This is a genomic window from Phenylobacterium sp. FG114 (assembly GCF_057809855.1).
In genome coordinates this window covers 120,316-139,568 of the sequence record NZ_JBMDKU010000005.1, presented here as the reverse complement: position 1 = coordinate 139,568, position 19,253 = coordinate 120,316, and the positions used below count along the sequence as shown (strand labels likewise).

18 protein-coding genes are annotated in these 19,253 nt (G+C 70.2%); 11 read left to right on the top strand and 7 right to left on the bottom strand.

What is annotated here, in order from left to right:
* Positions 1-63: 63 nt before the first annotated feature.
* Positions 64-1,305, bottom strand: coding sequence for a PQQ-dependent sugar dehydrogenase (locus ACODSY_RS10115; protein ID WP_488951600.1), 1,242 nt, complete (start codon positions 1,303-1,305; stop codon positions 64-66).
* 97 nt (positions 1,306-1,402) lie between these two features.
* Between ACODSY_RS10115 and ACODSY_RS10110 the strand changes: the two genes are divergently transcribed.
* On the top strand, positions 1,403-1,693 hold the full coding sequence (locus ACODSY_RS10110) for a c-type cytochrome (RefSeq protein WP_488951599.1): 291 nt from the start codon (positions 1,403-1,405) through the stop codon (positions 1,691-1,693).
* The gene (locus tag ACODSY_RS10105) at positions 1,693-2,025 is read left to right on the top strand and encodes a gamma-glutamylcyclotransferase family protein (RefSeq protein ID WP_488951598.1); all 333 of its coding nucleotides are present in this window, start codon (positions 1,693-1,695) and stop codon (positions 2,023-2,025) included. The genes ACODSY_RS10110 and ACODSY_RS10105 overlap by 1 nt, the downstream gene beginning before the upstream one ends.
* Positions 2,026-2,070: 45 nt before the next feature.
* Here the strand turns inward: ACODSY_RS10105 and ACODSY_RS10100 are convergent, their stop codons facing one another.
* Complete coding sequence (locus ACODSY_RS10100; protein WP_488951597.1) at positions 2,071-2,769, bottom strand: M24 family metallopeptidase; 699 nt, start codon at positions 2,767-2,769, stop codon at positions 2,071-2,073.
* Positions 2,770-2,890: 121 nt separating this feature from the next.
* Here ACODSY_RS10100 and ACODSY_RS10095 point away from each other — a divergent pair, with 121 nt between their 5' ends.
* Positions 2,891-4,681: an alpha/beta hydrolase gene (locus ACODSY_RS10095; RefSeq protein WP_488951596.1), complete on the top strand. Its 1,791-nt coding sequence runs from the start codon at positions 2,891-2,893 to the stop codon at positions 4,679-4,681.
* Here the strand turns inward: ACODSY_RS10095 and ACODSY_RS10090 are convergent.
* Positions 4,678-5,337 (bottom strand): helix-turn-helix transcriptional regulator, encoded by a 660-nt coding sequence (locus ACODSY_RS10090; protein WP_488951595.1) that lies wholly within the window; start codon positions 5,335-5,337, stop codon positions 4,678-4,680. The genes ACODSY_RS10095 and ACODSY_RS10090 overlap by 4 nt on opposite strands.
* Before the next feature lie 53 nt (positions 5,338-5,390).
* On the opposite strand from ACODSY_RS10090, the gene ACODSY_RS10085 reads away from it, so the two are divergent.
* Both ACODSY_RS10085 and ACODSY_RS10080 read left to right on the top strand, forming a co-directional pair.
* The gene (locus ACODSY_RS10085; protein ID WP_488951594.1) at positions 5,391-6,809 is read left to right on the top strand and encodes an MFS transporter; all 1,419 of its coding nucleotides are present in this window, start codon (positions 5,391-5,393) and stop codon (positions 6,807-6,809) included.
* A gap of 58 nt (positions 6,810-6,867) precedes the next feature.
* Positions 6,868-7,767 (top strand): winged helix-turn-helix domain-containing protein, encoded by a 900-nt coding sequence (locus ACODSY_RS10080; RefSeq protein WP_488951593.1) that lies wholly within the window; start codon positions 6,868-6,870, stop codon positions 7,765-7,767.
* Here the strand turns inward: ACODSY_RS10080 and ACODSY_RS10075 are convergent.
* Positions 7,764-9,011 carry an aspartate kinase gene (locus ACODSY_RS10075; RefSeq protein WP_488951592.1) on the bottom strand — a complete coding sequence of 416 codons (1,248 nt, stop codon included), beginning with the start codon at positions 9,009-9,011 and terminating at the stop codon, positions 7,764-7,766. The genes ACODSY_RS10080 and ACODSY_RS10075 overlap by 4 nt on opposite strands.
* Before the next feature lie 247 nt (positions 9,012-9,258).
* On the opposite strand from ACODSY_RS10075, the gene ubiG reads away from it, so the two are divergent.
* From ubiG to ACODSY_RS10050, 5 genes are all read left to right on the top strand, one after another.
* The gene (gene ubiG / locus ACODSY_RS10070; protein ID WP_488951591.1) at positions 9,259-10,005 is read left to right on the top strand and encodes a bifunctional 2-polyprenyl-6-hydroxyphenol methylase/3-demethylubiquinol 3-O-methyltransferase UbiG; all 747 of its coding nucleotides are present in this window, start codon (positions 9,259-9,261) and stop codon (positions 10,003-10,005) included.
* 41 nt (positions 10,006-10,046) lie between these two features.
* A complete protein-coding gene (locus tag ACODSY_RS10065; protein WP_488951590.1) occupies positions 10,047-10,850 on the top strand; it encodes an FkbM family methyltransferase in 804 nt (267 codons plus the stop codon).
* 72 nt (positions 10,851-10,922) lie between these two features.
* Positions 10,923-11,483 carry a hypothetical protein gene (locus tag ACODSY_RS10060; RefSeq protein WP_488951589.1) on the top strand — a complete coding sequence of 187 codons (561 nt, stop codon included), beginning with the start codon at positions 10,923-10,925 and terminating at the stop codon, positions 11,481-11,483.
* A gap of 247 nt (positions 11,484-11,730) precedes the next feature.
* On the top strand, positions 11,731-13,353 hold the full coding sequence (locus ACODSY_RS10055) for a long-chain fatty acid--CoA ligase (RefSeq protein WP_488951588.1): 1,623 nt from the start codon (positions 11,731-11,733) through the stop codon (positions 13,351-13,353).
* Positions 13,354-13,431: 78 nt separating this feature from the next.
* A complete protein-coding gene (locus ACODSY_RS10050) occupies positions 13,432-14,361 on the top strand; it encodes an alpha/beta fold hydrolase (RefSeq protein WP_488951587.1) in 930 nt (309 codons plus the stop codon).
* Positions 14,362-14,471: 110 nt separating this feature from the next.
* Here ACODSY_RS10050 and chrA read toward each other — a convergent pair whose 3' ends face one another.
* Positions 14,472-15,677, bottom strand: a complete 1,206-nt coding sequence (chrA, locus tag ACODSY_RS10045; protein ID WP_488951586.1) for a chromate efflux transporter — start codon at positions 15,675-15,677, stop codon at positions 14,472-14,474.
* A gap of 237 nt (positions 15,678-15,914) precedes the next feature.
* Here chrA and ACODSY_RS10040 point away from each other — a divergent pair, with 237 nt between their 5' ends.
* Entirely contained in the window at positions 15,915-16,997 is a 1,083-nt protein-coding gene (locus ACODSY_RS10040) for a Zn-dependent alcohol dehydrogenase (RefSeq protein WP_488951585.1), read from the top strand.
* Positions 16,998-17,018: 21 nt separating this feature from the next.
* On the opposite strand, the gene ACODSY_RS10035 is transcribed toward ACODSY_RS10040, so the two are convergent.
* Together ACODSY_RS10035 and ACODSY_RS10030 are read right to left on the bottom strand one after the other, a co-directional pair.
* Positions 17,019-17,837 carry a class I SAM-dependent methyltransferase gene (locus ACODSY_RS10035; protein WP_488951584.1) on the bottom strand — a complete coding sequence of 273 codons (819 nt, stop codon included), beginning with the start codon at positions 17,835-17,837 and terminating at the stop codon, positions 17,019-17,021.
* 40 nt (positions 17,838-17,877) lie between these two features.
* Complete coding sequence (locus ACODSY_RS10030; RefSeq protein ID WP_488951583.1) at positions 17,878-19,206, bottom strand: peptidoglycan DD-metalloendopeptidase family protein; 1,329 nt, start codon at positions 19,204-19,206, stop codon at positions 17,878-17,880.
* Positions 19,207-19,253: the final 47 nt, after the last annotated feature.

Here is a 19,253-nt window from a genome sequence, read left to right as displayed (position 1 = left end):
CCGCGCGACGAACTTCCCAACGTCCCGCCCCCGCGGGGGCGGCGGCCGGCCCGAATGCGGGAACTACCCCTTCGGCGTCAGCTTCAGGATCGCGCCCGAGGGCCCGTCCTTCAGGACGTAGACCGCCCCGTCCGGCCCCTGGCGGATGTCCCGAAGGTTCAGCGGGCCGGGCAGTTCGATCCGCTCCTCGCCCACCACCTTCTCGCCCTTCCAGGTCAGGCGGGTGATGAAGCCGCCCGGCAGGCCCTGTGGCTGCTTGCCCGCGATCAGCATGCTGCCTTGCCACTTCGGGAACAGCTTGCCGGTGTAGAAGATCATGCCCGAGGGCGCGATCACGGGATCCCAGTAGTAGAGCGGCTGCTCCATGCTCGGCCTCTGCGTCTCACCGCCGGTGATCGGGGTCTTGGCCGGCCCATAGTTCACGCCGTAGCTGATGGTCGGCCAGCCGTAGTCCTTGCCCTTGCGGATGACGTTGACCTCGTCGCCGCCCTGCGGCCCGAACTCCACCTCCCACAGTTCGCCCGTGGTGGGATGCAAGGCGGCCGCCTGGACGTTCCGGTTGCCGTAGCTCCAGATCTCCGGCTGGGCGCCCGCCTTGCCGACGAAGGGGTTGTCTTTCGGGACCGAGCCGTCGGGATTGATCCGCACGATCTTGCCCAGGCCGCTGGCCAGGTCCTGCGCCTGCTTCTGGCCGGCCGGGATGGATCGCTCGCCCTGGGTCACGAACAGCTTGCCGTCGCGGGCGAACACCAGGCGCGAGCCGAAGTGGAGCGGCGACGCCAGCGAGGGCTTCTGCCGGTAGATCACCGTCAGGCCTTCCAGCTTCGGCGTCGGGCCGTCGACCAGCCTGCCGCGCGCCACCGCCGTGTTGTTGGCGCCGTCCGCCTGCGGCTCGGCGTAGCTGAGGTAGACCAGCCGGTTGGTCTTGAACGCCGGGTCCAGGGCCACGTCCAGCAGGCCGCCCTGGCCCGCCGACATCACCGCCGGCACGCCGTCGACCGGCGCCTCGGCCAGCGCGCCGTCCTTGCCAACCAGGCGCAGCTTGCCCGCCCGGCGCTCGGTCACCAGCATCCGCCCGTCCGGCAGGAAGGCCAGCGACCAGGGGTATTGCAGGCCGGGCGTCACCGTCGTGGTCTCGAAAGCCACCCCCAGCTTCTCCTGCGGCGCGCGGGTCTGGCCCGCGAACGCCGGCTTGTAGGCGGTGACGGGCGGGCGGGTCTCGACGGGCGCGGCGGGCTGGGCGCACGCGCTGGTGGCGAAGGTTGCGAGCGCGGCGGTGGCGGCCCAGCGAAGGCGGACGGTCATCGGCATCTCCTGTGGGCGACGCGCCCCATTGGCGCCGCCGTTCCGGTCGTTATGTAGACCGCCTGCCTAGAGCCTCACGCTCCGACGGGGAAGAGAGATGCGCCTGAGATCCATCGGCCTCGCCGCCGCCCTCGCCTTCGCGGCCCTGGCCTCGCCCGCCCTGGGCCAGGCTCCGGAGCCGCCTGCCCGTGGCGAGGCGATCTATGCCGAGCGCTGCAAGGAGTGCCACGAATCCGGCGACGAGCGGGCGCCCCAGCGCGCGGCCCTGGCCGCCAAGCCGGCCGCCGAGATCGTCGCGGCCCTCACGACCGGACCCATGGTCCCGATGGCCGAGGGCCTGACGCCGGACGACAAGCAGGCCGTGGCCGCCTTCCTCACCGCGCACTGATGCCCAAGCTCTTCTCCTACGGCACGCTCCAGCAGGAGACCGTCCAGTTCGAGACCTTCGGCCGCCGGCTCGAGGGGCAGCCCGACATCCTCCCGGGCTTCCGGCGCGAGATGCTGCGGATCACCGACCCGGCCGTGATCGCGTCGAGCGGCGCCGACCACCATCCCATCGTCGTCGAGACCGGTGACCCCTCGCACGAGGTGCACGGCACGGTCTTCGAGGTCACCGAAGCCGAGGTGGAAGCCGCCGACGCCTACGAGGTCTCCGACTACAAGCGCATCGGGGTCCGGCTCGCCTCAGGCGTCGGCGCCTGGGTCTATGTGAAGGCGTGAAGGATGTTGGCCCTCCTCCCCCCGCGGAGGAGGAGGGGGGATTTGCTACGCCGCCGACGCCTTCTCGTCCGCCGCTTCGATCAGCAGGTCCTCGTAAAAGGCGCCGATGGCTCGCGTCGGATGCGCGATCTGGATCTCAAGTATCCACAGGCCCGACACCGGCACGCCGTCGAACTCGCCCAGCTTGCCGCCCTTGTGGATCGCGTGCGGGAAGTCCGAGACTCGGTGGCCCTTCACCGACCAGTTCAGCCGCCAGCCCTTGGCCTCGGTGACCTGCTTGGCGAAGCGGTAGAGCGCCTCGCCCGTCACGCCGTGGTCGCGCCACTGCGCCGCCGTCTCGGCCCAGATGTCCCGCGCGGCCTGGGCGCAGGCGTGCATCTCGGCGTCGTCGCCCACCACGAAGGTGTCGCCGGCGTCTCCCTCGTGGCCGTCCCAGACCGCGCCCAGGTCGACGTAGAAGATGTCGTTCGGCTGCAGCACGTAGTCGGGGGCGAAGTCGCCGAAGAAGGTCTTCAGGGTGTCGGGGCCGAAGCGGATGACGTTCCGGTGCCAGAGGCGCTCCATGCCCATGGCCTTCAGCACCTCGTGGGCGATCTCGTCGCCGCGGCCCTCGGTGACGCCGGGCTTGATCTCGGCGGCGATGCGCCGGACCGCCTCGAACGTCAGGTCGCGCGCCCGCACCATCGCGGGAAGGGAGAAGCGCTCGCCCACGGCCTCGCGACGGTGATGCTGCTCAGCGGACATGGGACGCTCCGATAGATGATATAAAGATATCCTTATATGATTTGGCGCCACCGCGCCAGCTTGTCGTTTCCACGGTCTCGCTCCATCGTCCGGCCAACGAGAAGAGGACGGGGGAGACGTGATGCGGAAGTGGCTGGCGTTCGCGCTTGCCTGGGCCTTGATCCTGGGCGGCTCCTTCCTCGCACACCGGGTGCAGACCTCCCAAGGGCCCGGGCGAACCTGGGCCAGTCCGGTCAAGGTGACCGAGGTGCGCATCCCCGCCGGGCAGGGTGTCACTGTCTCGGGCCTGCTGTACGTGCCCGCGACCGCCACGGCGACGACGCCCGCGCCGGCCGTCCTCGCCAGTCACGGCTACATCAACACCCGCGAGATGCAGAGCCCGTTCGCCATCGAGCTGAGTCGCCGCGGCTTCGTCGTCCTGGCCATGGACATGACGGGCCACGGCTATTCCGGCGGCATCGTCGGCACGGCCGACTTCGGCGGACCCGCCGCGCTGCGCTACCTCAAGAGCCTGCCCTTCGTGGACGACAGCCAGATTGGGCTAGAGGGTCACTCGATGGGCGGCGGACCCATCCTGGCCGCAGCTGCCGAGGACCCCGACGGCTATCGGTCAATCGTACTTGAGGGATCCACCCCCGGTCTCCTCGGAGCCAAGGCGCCGGCCGACCCGAGGAACCTCGCCGTCGTGTTCGGCCAGTACGACGAGTTCGCAGGCTTGATGTGGGGCGTGCCGAAGGGCTCCGAGATCGCAAACTCCAAGAAACTGCAGGGAATTTTCGGCGCCACCGGCCCCGTGCAGGAGGGGCGCCTCTACGGCTCGATCGCCGACGGCACGGCCCGCATCCTCTTCAATCCGCCCGTCACCCATCCTTGGGAGCACTTTTCCAGCGCGGGCGTCGGCGCGGCGGTCGACTGGTTCGACAAGACCCTGCGGATCGGCAGTCCGCCGCGGGTCACGGACCAGGTCTGGCTCTGGAAGGAGGTGGGCACGCTCATCGCCTTCATGGGCATGGTCGGCCTGATCCTGGCCACGTTCGACCTGCTGCTGGGCGTTCCGGCGTTCGCCCGTCTGGCCCAGCCCGCGGAGCCGGCCGCCGAACGGCGCGACGGCCGCTGGTGGCGCTCGCTGGCGCTCACCGCGGCGTTGCCGGCGATCACCTACTTCCCGCTGATGAAGGCCGGGCAGGTGTTCTTTCCCATGCCGGTCTTCCCCCAGTGGATCCAGAACCAGCTCCTGGTCTGGGCGCTCGGCACGGCGGTCCTGACGCTGCTGGTCGGCGTGGTGGTCCGGCGCAAGGCGGCCTTCACCAACCGGTGGGGTCTCTCCATCGCCGTCGCCGTGGTCACCATGGCGGTGGCCTACGGCTCGCTCGTCCTCGTCGATGGCTGGTTCAAGACCGACTACCGCTTCTGGGTCCTGGGCCTGAAGCCGCTGGACGGCGTGCGCGCCATGCAGCTTCCCGGGTACCTGATCCTGTGGAGCGTCTTCTTCCTGGTCGCCCTCCGCAGCTTCTGCGCCAGCATCCCGGTTAGGGGGGAGGGGGCCTTCGCCGTCGTAGCCTGGGGCAAGGTCGCCATGGCGCTCGGCTTCGGCGTGCTGGTGATCTGGGAGTACGCCACCCTCTTCGCGACCGGCCTGCTGGCCACGCCGACCGAGCCGCTGAACGTCATCGTCGCCATCCAGTTCGTGCCGCTGCTGGGCGTGATCGGCATTATCGCGGCCTGGACCTATCGCCGGACCAACTCCTACGTCCCCGGCGCGCTGATCTGCGCGATCCTGATCAGCTGGTACGTCACCTCCGGCACCGCCAACCACTGGCAGCCTGGCTTCAGCCCGCAGCTTCCTGGAGCTGCGGCTGCGCCGTCAGGCAAAGTGGGAACCGGTTCGCCGCCCGGACGGCGCATCAACTAAACAGAACCAAGTGCAGCCGTCGGCTGCACTTGGGGCGAAGAAGTGATCCGATAGGCGCAGCGGCGGGCGCCGGCCAGGATATGGTCGGTGCGCTCGATCTCCACCTCGTCGCCCAGCACCTGGCGGAACACCATCAGTTCGGCGCGGCAGAATCCCTGGCAGGCGGCCGCCGCCGCGCAGATCGGGCAGTGGTTCTCCACGAGAAGGAAGCCGCCGCCAGGGTCGGGCGACCAGTCGGCCATGTAGCCTTCCGCCGTCCGAATTTCCGCCAGGCGCGCGACGCGGGCCTGCAGGCTCCGCGCGCCGGCCATCGCCTGGGCATAGCCCTTCGCCGTCGCCGCCTCGCGCCGGGCGATCATGCGCTCGACCCCCGCCTCGCCGAACTCGGCGCGCACGGCGTCCAGCATCTCCAGCGTGAGCTGGGCGTGGGTGTCGGGGAACCGCGTCTGGGCGGCGGGCGTCAGCGACCAGATCCGGCGCGGCCGGCCCACGCCCCGGCGCTCATCCGCATGCGCCACCAGACCTTCGGCCACCAGCCGTTCCAGGTGCTGCAAGACGCCCTGCCGGCTGATATTCAGCGCGCCCGCGAGCGCCAGCGTCTCCGCGGGACCCCGGGTCTTGAGCTGGAGAAGGATACGGTCGGCGGGCGTGTGCATTTTGACAATCAATCCATTGCAAAATAGCGCCGGGCCGTCTAGCTGAATTTGACATGAGCGAGCTTGCGAAATCCGACGACGCCCGCGCCAACACCTGGGGCGATCTGCTGGCCGAAGGCCGGCTGCCGCGGTTCGCGCTCATCTGCCTGGGCGTCTGGCTGAACGCCGCCGACAGCCTGGTCACCGCCACCATCCTGCCCAGCGTGGGCGCCGACCTGGGCGGCTACGCTTATTTCTCGTGGGCCACGGCCGGCTTCTTCGTGGGCGCGATCCTGGCCGGCGCCAGCTCGGGCCGCCTGTCTGAGATCTTCGGCCTGCGCTCGGCCACCGCCTTGGCGGGCGTGGTCATGGTCGTGGGCTGCGTGATGAGCGCCGCGGCGCCCGACGTCTTCACCTTCCTGGCCGGCCGTCTGGTCCAGGGCCTGGGCAGCGGCTGGATCTCCGGATTCGCCATGGTGGCCATCGCCATGCTGTTCCCGGAGCGCCATCTGGCCCGCGTCTTCGCCTCGGTGACCTTCATCTGGGGCATCGCCACCGTGCTCGGTCCGCTGTTCGGCGGGATGGTGGTCGAGGCCGGCCACTGGCGCGACGTCTTCTGGCTGTTCGCCGCCCAGGCCGGGGTCTTCAGCGTGGCGTCCGTCTGGCTGCTGGCCGGTTCGTCGAAGGCGCCCGGCGGCCCCGGCATCCCCTGGCTGCAGCTGGCCGTGCTGGGCGCGGCCGTGGCCGCGATCGCTGTCGCCGACCTGGCCGGCTCGGCCGCCGGGTCGATCGGCCTCGTGGTCCTGGGCCTGGCGATCCTGGTCTGGCTGGTCCGGCTCGACGCCCGGGCGCGCGTGCGCCTGCTGCCCCACCGCGCGGGCGACCTGACGACGGTGTGCGGATCGGGCTACCTCGCCATGTTCGCGCTCACCGCCGCCTCCATGGGCTTCGCCATCTACGGTCCGCCCATCCTGCAGCACTTGCGGGGCTACTCGCCCCTGGTGGCCGGCTACGCCATCGGGGCGGAGTCCATGGCCTGGACCGTGTCCGCCATGGCCGTCGCCGGCGCCACCGGGGTCTGGGACACCCGCTGGACCCGCTTCGGCGTGCTGCTGCTGCTGGCCAGCCTGGTGATCCTCGCCCTGACGATGGCCGACGGCCACATCGCCTGGGTGCTGCTGGGCGGCTCGCTGATGGGCGCGGCGTTCGGCTTCTCCTGGGCCTTCATGAGCCGCCGCCTGCTGGGGGCGCTGAGCGATGAGGATCGCGCCATCGGCTCGTCGGCGATCATGGCCGTGCGCCAGACCGGCGGGGCGGTGGGCGCGGCGATCTCGGGCGTGGCCGCCAATCTCGTCGGCTTCTCGGGCGGCCTCACCGACGCCAGCGCCCGCGGCGCGGGCTTCTGGGTGTTCGCCGCCGTGGTCCCGCTGGCCCTGGTCGGGACCTGGGCCGCCTTCCGCATGACCGGCTCCGCCAAGCCCGCGACCAACTAGGCGTTTAGCGGTCCCGCAAGGATTGCAAATGATAGGCGGGGCCGCTTTCATCCGCCGCGTGAGTCTCACGACCCAGCCCCCCGCGGATCCCCTGACCCGCCGCGACCGGCGGCTGGCCGGCCTGTCCTTCGCCTTCCTGCTCGACGAGATGGCCGGCGGGATCGTGGGTCTCGATCCACTCGACGCCCTGCTGGTCCTGGCGATCAACCAGGCCAACATCGCCCCGCTCACCCGCGACCCCGCCGCCCGGGCCCGCTACGGCGCCCTCGAAGCTCCGGCGCCCGACGACGCGCGTCGTCCGGTCAGCATCAACGCGGTGGGCGCCTCCCTGGGCCTGCCGTTCGAGACCGCGCGCCGCCGCATCCGCCGCCTGGCCGCCGCCCAGGTCTGCCACCTGTCCGCGGATGGGGTGGTGGTGCCCGCCAGCTACCTGGCCTCGCCCGGATACCTCCGCTCGGTGATGCTGGGGCACGAGCGGCTGCGCGGCTTCTATCTCGAGCTCAAGGCGGCCGACCTGGTGGAAGCGCTGCCGCCGCCTGCCTACGAGACCGACAGCGTGCCGATCCGCGCCGCCGCGCGCCTGCTGGCCGACTACGTCCTTCGGGCCTCCGAGGGGCTCTCGCGGGAGGCCGGCAACGTCGTCTCGGTGCTGATCCTGGTGGCGCTGCTGGCCGCCGCCCTGTCCGACGAGGGCCGCGGTCCGGCCCGGGCGCTCTCGGTCCGCGCCATCGCCAGCCGGCTGAAACTCTCGGCTGAGACCGCGCGCCGCCACGTGGGCGAGCTGTGCGAGGATGGGCTGTGCGTGCGCACCGCCGCGGGGGTTCTGCTGTCGGAGGAAATCCTCGACCGGCCCGGGTTGCGCCTTCTGCTCGCGGAGAACGCCGCCGCCGTCCAGCGCCTGCTGGCAGGCCTCTCCGAGCGCGGCGTGATCCGCGCCTGGGAAGCGGCCGCCGGCTAGAGCTGGTCCAGCCCGTAGGCGGCGTGCAGGGCGCGCACCGCCAGCTCGGTATAGGCCGCGTCGATCAGCACGCTGATCTTGATTTCGGACGTCGAGATCACCTGGATGTTGACGCCCTTGGCCGCCAGCGCCTCGAACATGGTCTTCGCCACGCCGGTGTGGCTGCGCATGCCGACGCCGATCACCGAGACCTTGGCCACGTCCTCGTTCACGCGCACGTCCTCGAAGCCGATCTGCGGCTGGGCGGCGCGGATGATGTCCACCGCCCGCTGCGCGTCGCGCTTGCCGACGGTGAACTCCATGTTGGCGGTCTCGGCGGTGCGCGCGTGGCTCTGGACGATCATGTCCACGTTGACGTTCGCATCGGCCAGCGCGCCGAAGATCGCGGACGACACGCCCGGATGGTCGGGCAGGCCGAAGAGGCTGATCTTCGCCTCGTCGCGGCTGTAGGCCACGCCGCTCACGATCCGCTTCTCCACGATCTCCTCCTCGTCGCACACGATGGTGCCCTGGCCGGGCGCTTCGCCGGGCTCGACAAAACTCGACAGCACCCGGACGGGCACGTTGTAGGCCATGGCCAGCTCGACCGATCGGGTCTGCAGCACCTTGGCGCCCAGCGAAGCCATCTCCAGCATCTCCTCGTAGGAGATCTTGGCCAGCTTCTTCGCCTTGGATTCGATCCGCGGGTCGGTCGTGTAGACGCCGTCCACGTCGGTGTAGATGTCGCAGGCCGCCCCGACCGCCGCGGCGATGGCCACCGCGCTGGTGTCCGAGCCGCCCCGTCCGAGGGTCGCGATGCGCCCGTCGCGGGTCACGCCCTGGAAGCCCGCGATCACCGCCACCTCGCCGGCGTCCATCGCGGCCGCCAGTTTCTCGGGGGGAATGTCGTCGATGCGGGCCTTGCCGTGGGCGTCGTCGGCGATGATCGGGATCTGCCAGCCCATCCAGGAACGGGCGCGCACGCCCATGTTGCGCAGGGTCATGGCCAGCAAGCCGGCGGTCACTTGCTCGCCTGAGGCCACCACCACGTCGTATTCGTCGTCCGACGGGGTCAGCCCCCGCGCCGCGGCGCCCGCGCCGTCGGTCCAGGCCACCAGCTCGTTGGTCTTGCCCGACATGGCCGAGACCACCACCGCCACCTGGCGGCCCGCCTGCACCTCGGCGTTCACCAGCCGCGCCACGCGCCGGATGCGCTCCAGGTCGGCCACCGACGTGCCGCCGAACTTCATAACCAGGCGAGACATGGACTTTGCGATCGGAACCCGTTGCTGCGCCGCGAAAGGCGGTGCGTCATAGCGGCCAAGGTGCGGCGTCGCAACGCCCAGATTCTTCCAATCAGACGCGTCATCCGGCCGCGCCGGAGGCAAAGCCTGCCCTCAACCGATCATCCCGCGCGGCCAGAGGACGATCCGGGACCAGGCGTGAGGGCAGGGCGCCTCGCTCCCCGCTCTGCGCTTCGCTTCGGGCGGGATGACGCGTAAAGAGCGGGGAATGAACGCTCGATCCTCCATCAACCCCGCCGAGGTCGAGACCTTCTCGCGGATCGCTGCCGAGTGGTGGAATCCGCGCGGCAAGTTCGCGCCCCTGCACAAGTTTAACCCGGTCCGCCTGGCCTTCATCCGCGACCAGGCCCTCTACCGCTTCAAGCGCGACGCCCAGGCGCGCCGCCCCTTCGAGGGCCTGCGCCTGCTCGACATCGGCTGCGGCGGCGGCCTGCTCTCCGAGCCGATGACCCGGCTGGGCTTCCGGGTGACCGGCGTCGACGCCTCCGAGCGCAATATCGCCACCGCCTCCGCCCACGCCGCGGAGCAGGGGCTTGAGATCGACTACCGCGCGTCGACCGCCGAGGCGCTGTTGGCGGCGGGCGAGCCGCCGTTCGACGTGATCCTCAACATGGAGGTTATCGAGCACGTCGCCGATCCGGCCGCCTATCTCCAGGACTGTGCGCGCCTGCTGAAGCCCGGCGGCCTGATGATCGTGGCCACCCTGAACCGCACCCTGAAGGCCTTCGCCCTCGCCAAGGTGGGCGCCGAATACGTCCTGCGCTGGCTCCCGGTCGGCGCGCACGACTGGTCCAAGTTCCTGAAACCCAGCGAAATCCGCGACTTCCTGTCCACGCAGCCGGTCGTTGTGGACGGGCCGTTCGGCGTCGTATTCAACCCGCTCACCGGCCGATGGACGGAATCGGCCGATACGGACGTGAACTACATGATGACGGTGGTCCGCGACGCGGCGTGACGGGGCGCGTCGTCCGCGGTCTGGGGGACTAAGGAGTATCGATGCCTTCGCTTCGCGTGCTGGGACACGCCTTCCGCGCCTGGCGCCGGAACAAGACGTGGGCCAAGCATGAGCCCGAGACCCCGTATCTCGCCGACCTGTTGTCCGGCGCGCCGGTGTGCCTGCACGTGGGCGCCAGCGACGGGCGCCATTCCTACGTGATGACGCAGGTGGCGCCCAAGGCTCGGATCTACGCCTTCGAGCCGTCGGCCTTCGCCTTCGAGGTCCTGAAGGTCGCCATCGCCTGGCACCGCATGGGCAAGCAGGTGACCGCCATCCACGCGGCCGTGGCGGACAGGCCGGGCGAGCTCCTGCTGGTCACGCCCAAGAAGACCTCGGGGCGCATGGGCCGCGCCTACGCCTACGTCGCCGAGACCCGGCCGAACGGCCCGGCGCGCCCCGACCTGGAAGACACCGGCATGGACGTTCAGCCGACCCCCGTCGTCACCCTCGACGGCTATTGCGCCGAGCACGGCATCGACCGCGTCGACTTCATCCGCATGGACATCGAGGGCGCCGAGCTCCGGGCGCTGCAGGGCGCCCTGGCCATCCTCGACCGCGACCTGCCGCACGTCCTGCTCGAGATCCACCCCGACATGCTCCAGGCCCGCTTCGGCGCCTCGGGCGAGGCCGTCCTCGACCTCTTCCGCGACCGTGGCTACCGCATGTTCGCCCTCAACGGCGACCGGCTGGAAGAGCGCACCACCCTCGTCGAGGGCCTCCCCTGGAAGGACTACTTCTTCATCCACCCCAACCGCGCCGCCCGCCTCCCCGACGGCGTCTTCAAGGCCCGGATGGCGGCTTAGCGGCAGACCCAGCCGAGTCTCGCCGGCCATGAACGACCGCTTCTGACGCACGGCCATGTTTCCCTCCGGCTCATGTCGGATGACATTGCCCCGATCTCCCGCGAGGAGGAGGTGCTGGCCGTGGCCATGGAGCTCGAGCTGGCGGTGGCGAAGCATGTCCAGGCCAAGCTGCTGGCCGCCGAGGACGCCGACGAGATCAACGGCCTGGGCCGCACCTGGCAGCGGGTCAGCCGGTCGCTGCGCCAGACGGTGGCGCTGAAGGCCAAGCTCACCCGCGAACGCGAGGCCGGCCCGGCGGAGGCGCGAACGCGCGAACCCCGGCATCACCCGCACGACGACCGCATCCTGTTGCTCTCGCCGAAGACGCGCGCCCGCGTCGAGCAGGCGGTCGTCGCGGCCCGACCCTGTGTGGAGCGCGAACGCCCCGACTGGGACGAGTTCGACGAGACCGAGCTCTACGACGTGCTGATCTATTTCGCCGAGGCCTGCGACGATTTCCTCGACGCGCCCATGAACGTCCTGGTCCAGCGCGTCCTCGAGGAGATGCGCGGCCGCTCGGACGCGTTTGCGCAGCTCTGGACCCCGTCCGACGGCGCCGTCCCCGCCAAGCCCGCCGTCGACGACTCCGCCTGACCGCCGCGCCCGCGCGAAGCGCCGTTCTCTCCAACCCCCAAAGACACGAAAGACACGAAAGCGCGCCGCCCATCCCGGACCGCGCCGCCTTCGCCTGCCTTTTCGTGCCGTTCGGGGCTTTCGGGGTTCAACAACGACGGCGCGCAGCTGTGCTCGCTATCGGACACCCGTCCACAGTTCGGCTAAGCAGCCGGCGCCCGATGCGCTACCGTCCGGCCAACGAAGAAACCCGGAGGACCGGCCGCCCATGCTCGCGCTGATGATGGATCGCCCGCTGACGCTGCCTTCGATCCTGGAGCACGCGGCGCTCTACCATGGCGATCGGGAGGTGGTGACGCGCACGGTCGAGGGGCCGATCCACCGCTATGGCTACCGCGAGGCGCTCGGCCGGGCGAAGAAGATGGCCAAGGCGCTCCTGGCGCTGGGCGTGAAGCCCGGCGACCGGGTCGCGACCTTGGCCTGGAGCACGCACCGCCACTTCGAACTCTATTTCGCCGTCACCGGCATCGGGGCGGTGCTGCACACCATCAATCCGCGCCTGCATCCCGACCAGGTTGTCTGGGTCGCTGACCATGCCGAGGACAGCGTCCTGCTGTTCGACATCACCTTCTCGGATCTGGTCGCCGAGATCGGGCCGAGGATGGCCACCGTGCAGACCTTCGTGGCCATGACCGACGCCGCCAACGCTCCGTCCGGCGTCCTGGTGTACGAAGACCTGCTGGCGGCCCAGGACGACGACTTCCAGTGGCCGGACGTGGACGAGCGACAGGCTTCCGGCCTCTGCTACACCTCCGGCACCACCGGCAATCCCAAGGGCGTGCTCTACGGCCACCGCTCGACCGTGCTGCATGCCCTGGCGCTGTCGCTGCCCGACGCCTTCGACCTCTCGGCCCGCGATGTCGTGATGCCCTGCGCCCAGATGTATCACGCCAACGCCTGGTGCACGCCCTACGCCGCCCCCCTGGTCGGCGCCAAGCTGGTGCTGCCCGGCCGCTTGCTGGATGGGCCCAGCGTGGCCGAACTAATCGCCGACGAGGGCGTCAGCTTCGTCCTGGGCGTGCCGACGATCTGGGTGGGCGTGGCCGACCACCTTGACCAAACCGGCGGCCAGCTGACCTCGGTGCGCACCATCGCCATCGGCGGCTCCGCGCCCACCGCGGCGCTCATCAGCCGTATCGAGGACCGGCTGGGCGGCAAGGTCCGCCAGATCTGGGGCATGACCGAGACCTCACCCCTGGGGGTCATCAACACGCCGCTCCCAACCCATGCCGGCGAGACGCCCGAGGCCACGCTGCAACGCAAGCTCAAGCAGGGCCGCGGGCTCTGGGGCGTGGAGCTGCGGATCATGGGCGAGGACGGCAAGGAACGGCCCCGCGACGGCAAGAGCCCGGGCGCGCTGCAGGTGCGCGGGCCCTGGGTAAGCTCGGCCTATTTCAAGCAGGACGGCGCGGCCGCCTTCACGGACGACGGCTGGTTCGACACCGGCGACATCGCCACCATCGACCCAGAGGGCTACCTGCGCCTGACCGACCGCGCCAAGGACGTGATCAAGTCGGGTGGCGAGTGGATCTCCACCCTCGACCTGGAGGACGCCGTCTGCTCCCACCCGGCGGTGGCCATGGCCGCCGCGGTGGGCGTGCCGCACCCCAAGTGGGACGAGCGCCCGCTGCTGCTCGTCACCTTGCGGCCCGGCCAGACGGCCAACCCGGAGGCGCTGAAGGCCCATGTGGCGGCGCGGGTGGCCAAGTGGTGGACCCCCGACGAGGTGCGGATCGTCGAGGCCCTGCCCATCGGCCCGACCGGCAAGGTGCTGAAACGCGAGCTGCGTGATGCGCTGGCGACACAGCCGGCCGCTTCGTCGCCCATCTGACAAAGAGGTAACAGAACTCCGTCTTGCACCGCGCGTTAGGCTTCCCAGGTGACACTGTACTGAAGTCGGAGGTCGGGCGTGGCAAGGAAGCGTCCCAAAGGCGTGATCGCGATGGGGTGGGCGGCGATCGAGGCCGCCGCCAAGGGGCGTACGGAGCACGCCCCGACATCCGCCGACTATCCCGAGGATGTGGTCCGCCGGACCAGCTTCACCGCCGGCGGCGGCCACGGCTGGCGCATCTCAGCGCTGGAAACCCCGCGCGCAATTCCCGCGCCCTGGAAGATCGTCGTCATCACCGGCGCGCCCTCCTGGGCCGAATACTGGGCCGAGACCCTGGCCGAACTGCCGAAGGATCGCGAGATGATCGTGGTCGACCGGCCCGGCTACGCGGCCTCCGAGCCGGTGGACCGTCCGGTCACCGACATCCGCGTCCAGGCCGAGGCCCTGGCGCCTATGCTGCGCGCCGCGCCGGGCCAGAAGATCCTGCTGGTGGGCCAGAGCTACGGCGCCGCCATCGCCTCGATCATGGCCGAGCAGAACCCCGGCAAGGTCGCCGGCCTGGTGCTATTGTCCGGCTTCTTCGGAGAGGCCGGGCCCACGGCCCGCTGGCTCCTGGACCTGGGTGGCAAGGCGCTGAAGATGATCCCCAAGGACCTGCGCCACGCCGTGGTCGAGGTGACGGGCCAGAAGCCCCAGCTGCGCCACGCCAAGCGCGCGCTGGCCAAGGTCAACATCCCGATCCACATCATCCACGGCGACCAGGACGACTTCGCCCCGGTCGAGGTGGCTGAGAAGCTGGCCGAGGAGACGCTGACCCGCCGGCCGATCCGGGTCGTCCGCACCGAAGGCGCCAACCACTTCCTGAACGACGGTCCCGCCGAGACCCTCATCGCGGCGCTGGAGGCCTGCATCCCGCAGCGGGGTTCGGGCTGGACGTTCCGCTGGCCCAAGATGCCGCAGCTCTGGCCGGTGAAGCTGGGCAAGGCCGCCCCGCTTCAGGCGGGCTAGAGCGCGTTGGGCGAAAGTGGAGGCCGGTTTCGCCCCCCAAACGGGCTCTAAAACAAAGAGATCGAGCCTGCTTATCGGGTTCAGATGATTTCATCTGAACCCGACAGGCTCTAGCCCAGCAGCAGGCCCGTGGCGGTGGCGAAGCCGATCACCACCAGCCACGGCGGCAGCTTGGCCACCTGCAGGAAGATGAAGGCCGCGCCCACCAGGGCCCAGTCGGCGGGGCGGCGCACGGTCTCCATCAGCACCGGATCCCAGAGCGCGGCGGCCAGCACGCCCACCACCGTCGCGCCGACGCCCGCCAGCACCCCGCGCGCCCAACCCTGGCGCTTCAGTTGGTCCCAGAACGGCAGCACGCCGGTGACCAGCAGCAGGCTGGGCAGGAAGATGGAGAACAGCGCGATCAGCCCGCCGGCGATACCGCCCGGCCCGTACTTCTGCGCCGCGCCCACGAAGCCGGCGAAACTGAACAGCGGGCCCGGCAGCGCCTGCATCACGCCGTACCCCATCAGGAAGGCGTCGGGATCCAGCCAGCGGCGGTCGACGATCTCGCGCTGCATGAGGGGCAGGACCACGTGACCGCCGCCGAACACCAGCGAGCCGATCCGGTAGAAGACGCTCGACATCCCCAGGCCCGGGTTCTGCAAGACGGCCGCCAGGATCGGCAAGCCGACCAGCAGCACGACGAACAGGCCCAGCGCCATGATCGCGCTCTGGCGGTCAACGGTCTGCGCGGCGTCGTCGGGCGCGAGCTCCGCCGGCAGGTCGCGCAGCATCGCCAGGCCGAACAGGCCGCCCGCCACCAGGGCGCCGATCTGGGCCATCGGGCTCTGTGCGATGACCAGGCCCACGGCCGCCCCGATCGCCATGCCGGCGCGAACCGGCCCCGCCGCCAGCGTGCGCGACATCTGCACGACGGCCTGCAGGATCACGGCGGCGGCGGCGATCTTCAGCCCGTGGATCCAGCCGCCGCCGGAGTACATCGACAGCTTGGGCGCGTAGGCGGCGAAGGCGATCATGGCGATGGCGGCCGGCGCGGTGAAGCCGGCGAACGCCGCCAGGGCGCCCATCAAGCCGGCCTGGCGCAGTCCGATCGCCATGCCCACCTGGCTAGACGACGGTCCGGGCAGGAAGTGGCACAGCGCCACCAGATCCGCGTACGCCGCCTCGGAGATCCAGCCGCGCTTCTCCACGAACGCCTTGCGGAAGTAGCCCAGGTGGGCGACCGGCCCGCCGAACGCGGTCAGTCCCTGCTGCAGGAACGCGAGGAACACCTCGAACGCGGAGACGGCCTTCGCAGGCGGGGCGGCATCCATGGAGCCCTAGAGCCCGTCCCAGTCGGCTTGAGTCAAGCCGACTGGATCAACGGGCTCGATCCTTTCGATCTGGAGGCCTTCTTATCCGCTCGCGGCGGCCCATCTGGAGCGGGAAGGCCTGCGGATGGTCGGGTACGTTCGCCATGTCGACCGGTTTCGCCAATAAGGACTTTCCACTGTCATCTGAACGGCGATAAGGCTTCCTCCAACGATTGTTTGAGGAAGGGGAATGACGTCATGAAGGCCGCCGTGCTGCGCGAAGTGGGCAAGCCGCTTCAGATCGAGGACGTGAACATCTCCAAGCCGGGTCCGCGCGAGGTGCTGATCCGCACCGCCGCCGCCGGCGTCTGCCACTCCGACCTCCATTTCATCGAAGGCAAGTATCCTCACCCGATGCCCGCCGTGCTGGGCCACGAGAGCGCCGGCGTCGTCGAGGCCGTGGGCTCGGAAGTGCGCAGCGTGAAGCCGGGCGACCACGTCATCACCTGCCTCTCGGCCTTCTGCGGCCACTGCGATCACTGCGTCACCGGCCACATGGCCCGCTGCGTCTCGCCCGAGACCAAGCGGCGCGAGGAGGAAGAGCCGCGCCTCAGCGCCCCGAACGGTCCGATGCTGCAGTATCTGAACCTCTCCTCCTTCGCCGAGAAGATGCTGATCCACGAGAACGCCTGCGTGGCGATCCGCAAGGACATGCCGCTGGACCGCGCGGCCCTGATCGGCTGCGGCGTGATGACCGGCGTCGGCGCCGTGTTCCACACCTCGAACGTGCGTCCCGGCGACACCGTGGCCGTCATCGGCTGCGGCGGCGTGGGCCTGGCGGCGGTGAACGGCGCGGCCATGGCCGGCGCGGGCCGGATCATCGCCATCGACATGGCGCCCGGTAAGGAAAACCTGGCCAAGTCGATGGGCGCCACCGACTTCGTGCTCGGCGGCCCCGACGCGGTGAAGACGGTCCTCGAGATGACCCGCGGCGGCGTGCAGCACAGCTTCGAGGCCATCGGTCTCGCGGCCACTGCCGAGCAGGCGTTCAACATGCTGGCGCGCGGCGGCACCGCCAACGTCATCGGCATGATCCCGGTGGGCCAGACCATCAGCCTGATGGGCGCCGCCTTCCTGGGCGAGAAGCGCATCCAGGGCTCGCTGATGGGTTCCAACCGCTTCCCGGTCGACATGCCGCGCCTGGTCGACGCCTACATGGCCGGCAAGCTGCACCTGGACGACATGATCAGCCGCCGGATCAAGCTGGAGCAGGTCAACGAGGCGTTCGAGGAAATGAAGACCGGCGCGGTCGCCCGCTCGGTCATCGTGTTCGACGCCTGATGCAGAATGTCGGAGGCGGGCTCAGCCCGCCTTCGGCCGCATCACCAGCCAGGGCGTCGGCTTCGCACGCCACTCCCACTGCGCCAGCACCTGATCCAGGTGCGACAGCTGGGTGAGCCACGGCGGCATCTCGTACGACTTCGGGGCCGCATCGACCCGGACTATGTCGTGGGTCGGACTGAACCGTTCGATCATCGTCGCCAGCGCCCCGGTCCGGAACACGTCGTGCGTCTCGACGACCAGCTTCATCCGGGCCAGGGCCGGGCTCAGGTCGGGCCGCAGTACGTCGACCTCCGCGCCCTCGCAGTCCACCAGCACCAGAACCCGGCGATCGGCGAAGGCCTCGAAGTCGGTCGGGCCGAATTCGCCGCCCACGATCACCTGGTCGCTGACTCCGTTTCGACGGGCGAGTTCGGTGCAGGCCTCGCGGGCGAACTCCGAGATGTCGCGGGCGTGGACTTCAAGCCCTGGGTGGCGACGCGCCAGGCCGACCGCGTAGTAGCCCTCCGCGCAGCCCACATCGATCAGGCAGTCGAGGCCCTCATCGACGATCGCGTCGATATGCGGGTGCAACTCCGCCTCGTAGCAGCCCAGCAGGCGCGCGATCAGGGCGCCGTCGCCGGTCCTTGCGAGGTACTGCATGCCGGCGAACGGTCCTTGCATGACCTCTACGCCCTGGTGGGCCACATAGGTGTTCGCCAGCAGCTGCGACCGCCATTTGGCGAGGTAGCGCAGGACGTTTTCCAGATCCCCGCCGTCGGCCCGCTCGTCCATGGTGGCGACCGCCGCTTTCAGCGTCGCGATGGCCGTGGCGGTGATGGAGGGCGGCGGCGTGCTCATGGCGCCTCCTTTAAGGAGGTCGGGCCTCCCGACAAGCCGTTTATCGATCGCCGGCGGAGGCGAGGGCGACGTTGCGCGCGGGACCTTCGGCGAGCAGCCGTTGCAGCCGGCCCTTCTGAGCCTTGAAGCGCGCCAGCTCGGCGCCCGCCAGCACCGTGCCCTGAGGAACCTTGGCGCCGACGGGGTTCACCCGCCGCCCGCGCTGCCAGACCTCATAGTGCAGATGCGGGCCCGTCGACATGCCGGTCGAGCCGACATAGGCCACCACCTGGCCCTGGCGAACCTTCATGCCTGGACGCAGGCCCTTGGCGTAGCGCGACAGGTGTGCATAGCCGGTGTCCCAGCCGCCCGAATGGCGGATCTGCAGCCAGTTGCCGTAGCCGCCCCAGCGCCCTGCGCGCACCACCACCCCGTCGCCGGCCGCCAGCACCGGCGTGCCCGAGCCCGCGCCGAAGTCCACACCCTGGTGCGCCCGCGCGTAGCCCAGGATCGGATGCCGGCGCTTGCCGAAGCCCGAGGTCAGGCGCGCGCCGTCCACCGGCGTTCGCAGCAGGAAGCCTCGGATGTTCTTGCCGGCTTCATCGAAATACTCCGCCTCGCCGTCGTCGCGCTCGAAGCGGAAGAACTTCACGCCGTGCAGTTCGGCGTACTCCAGATCGCCGGTCTCGATCGTCCGGCCGCTCTCGGTCACCTTCCGGTCGAAGACCAGGCGAAAGTCGTCGCCCGGCTGGATATCGCGCTGGAAGTCCAGCTTGTGGGCGAACAGCTTGGCCACCTGGGCGGTGATGGCCGGCGTCGCGCCGAGCCGCTGGGCGCTCTCGTAGAGCGAGCCGTGGATCTCGCCGTCGGCCACGGTGGTCTCGTCGGTGACCTTCTCCTCCAGCGCGCGCAGCCGCAGGGCGCCGTCGAAGGTGCGGGAGAGCGTGACGGCGGTCGCCGGCCCGGTCCGCAGCGACAGGCCGATCAAGCGCGCCGGCCGGTCGCCGCCGTACGGCTGGGCGATGGCCGCGTCGAAGTCCATGCCGGCCTTGATGTGGATGGTGTCCATGGCGCGGCCCAGGGCGTCGACCGCTTGCTGCGCCTCGGCTGCGGTGACGCCGGCGCGTTCCACCGCCCCCTGCAACGTCTCGCCTGGCCGCACCTCGACGGCGACGTTGCGCGGCCGCGCGAAACCGGGCTGCGCCTCGGCCTGCGTGAAGGCGGCGTGCTGAAGCGCGGCCGCGGCCTCCGGACCAAGCGCGACCGTCTCGGGCCGGTCCAACCGTGCGGCCAGTTGCCAACCGCCCACGACGGCGCAAGCGACGACGGCCGTCCCGATCAGGGCCGGCGCGAGACGGATGGGAAACCTTCCCGACTTGAAGATCTGCATCGCACCCCCGGATACATCCGATGCGCGGCCCTGGACGCGCAGGACCG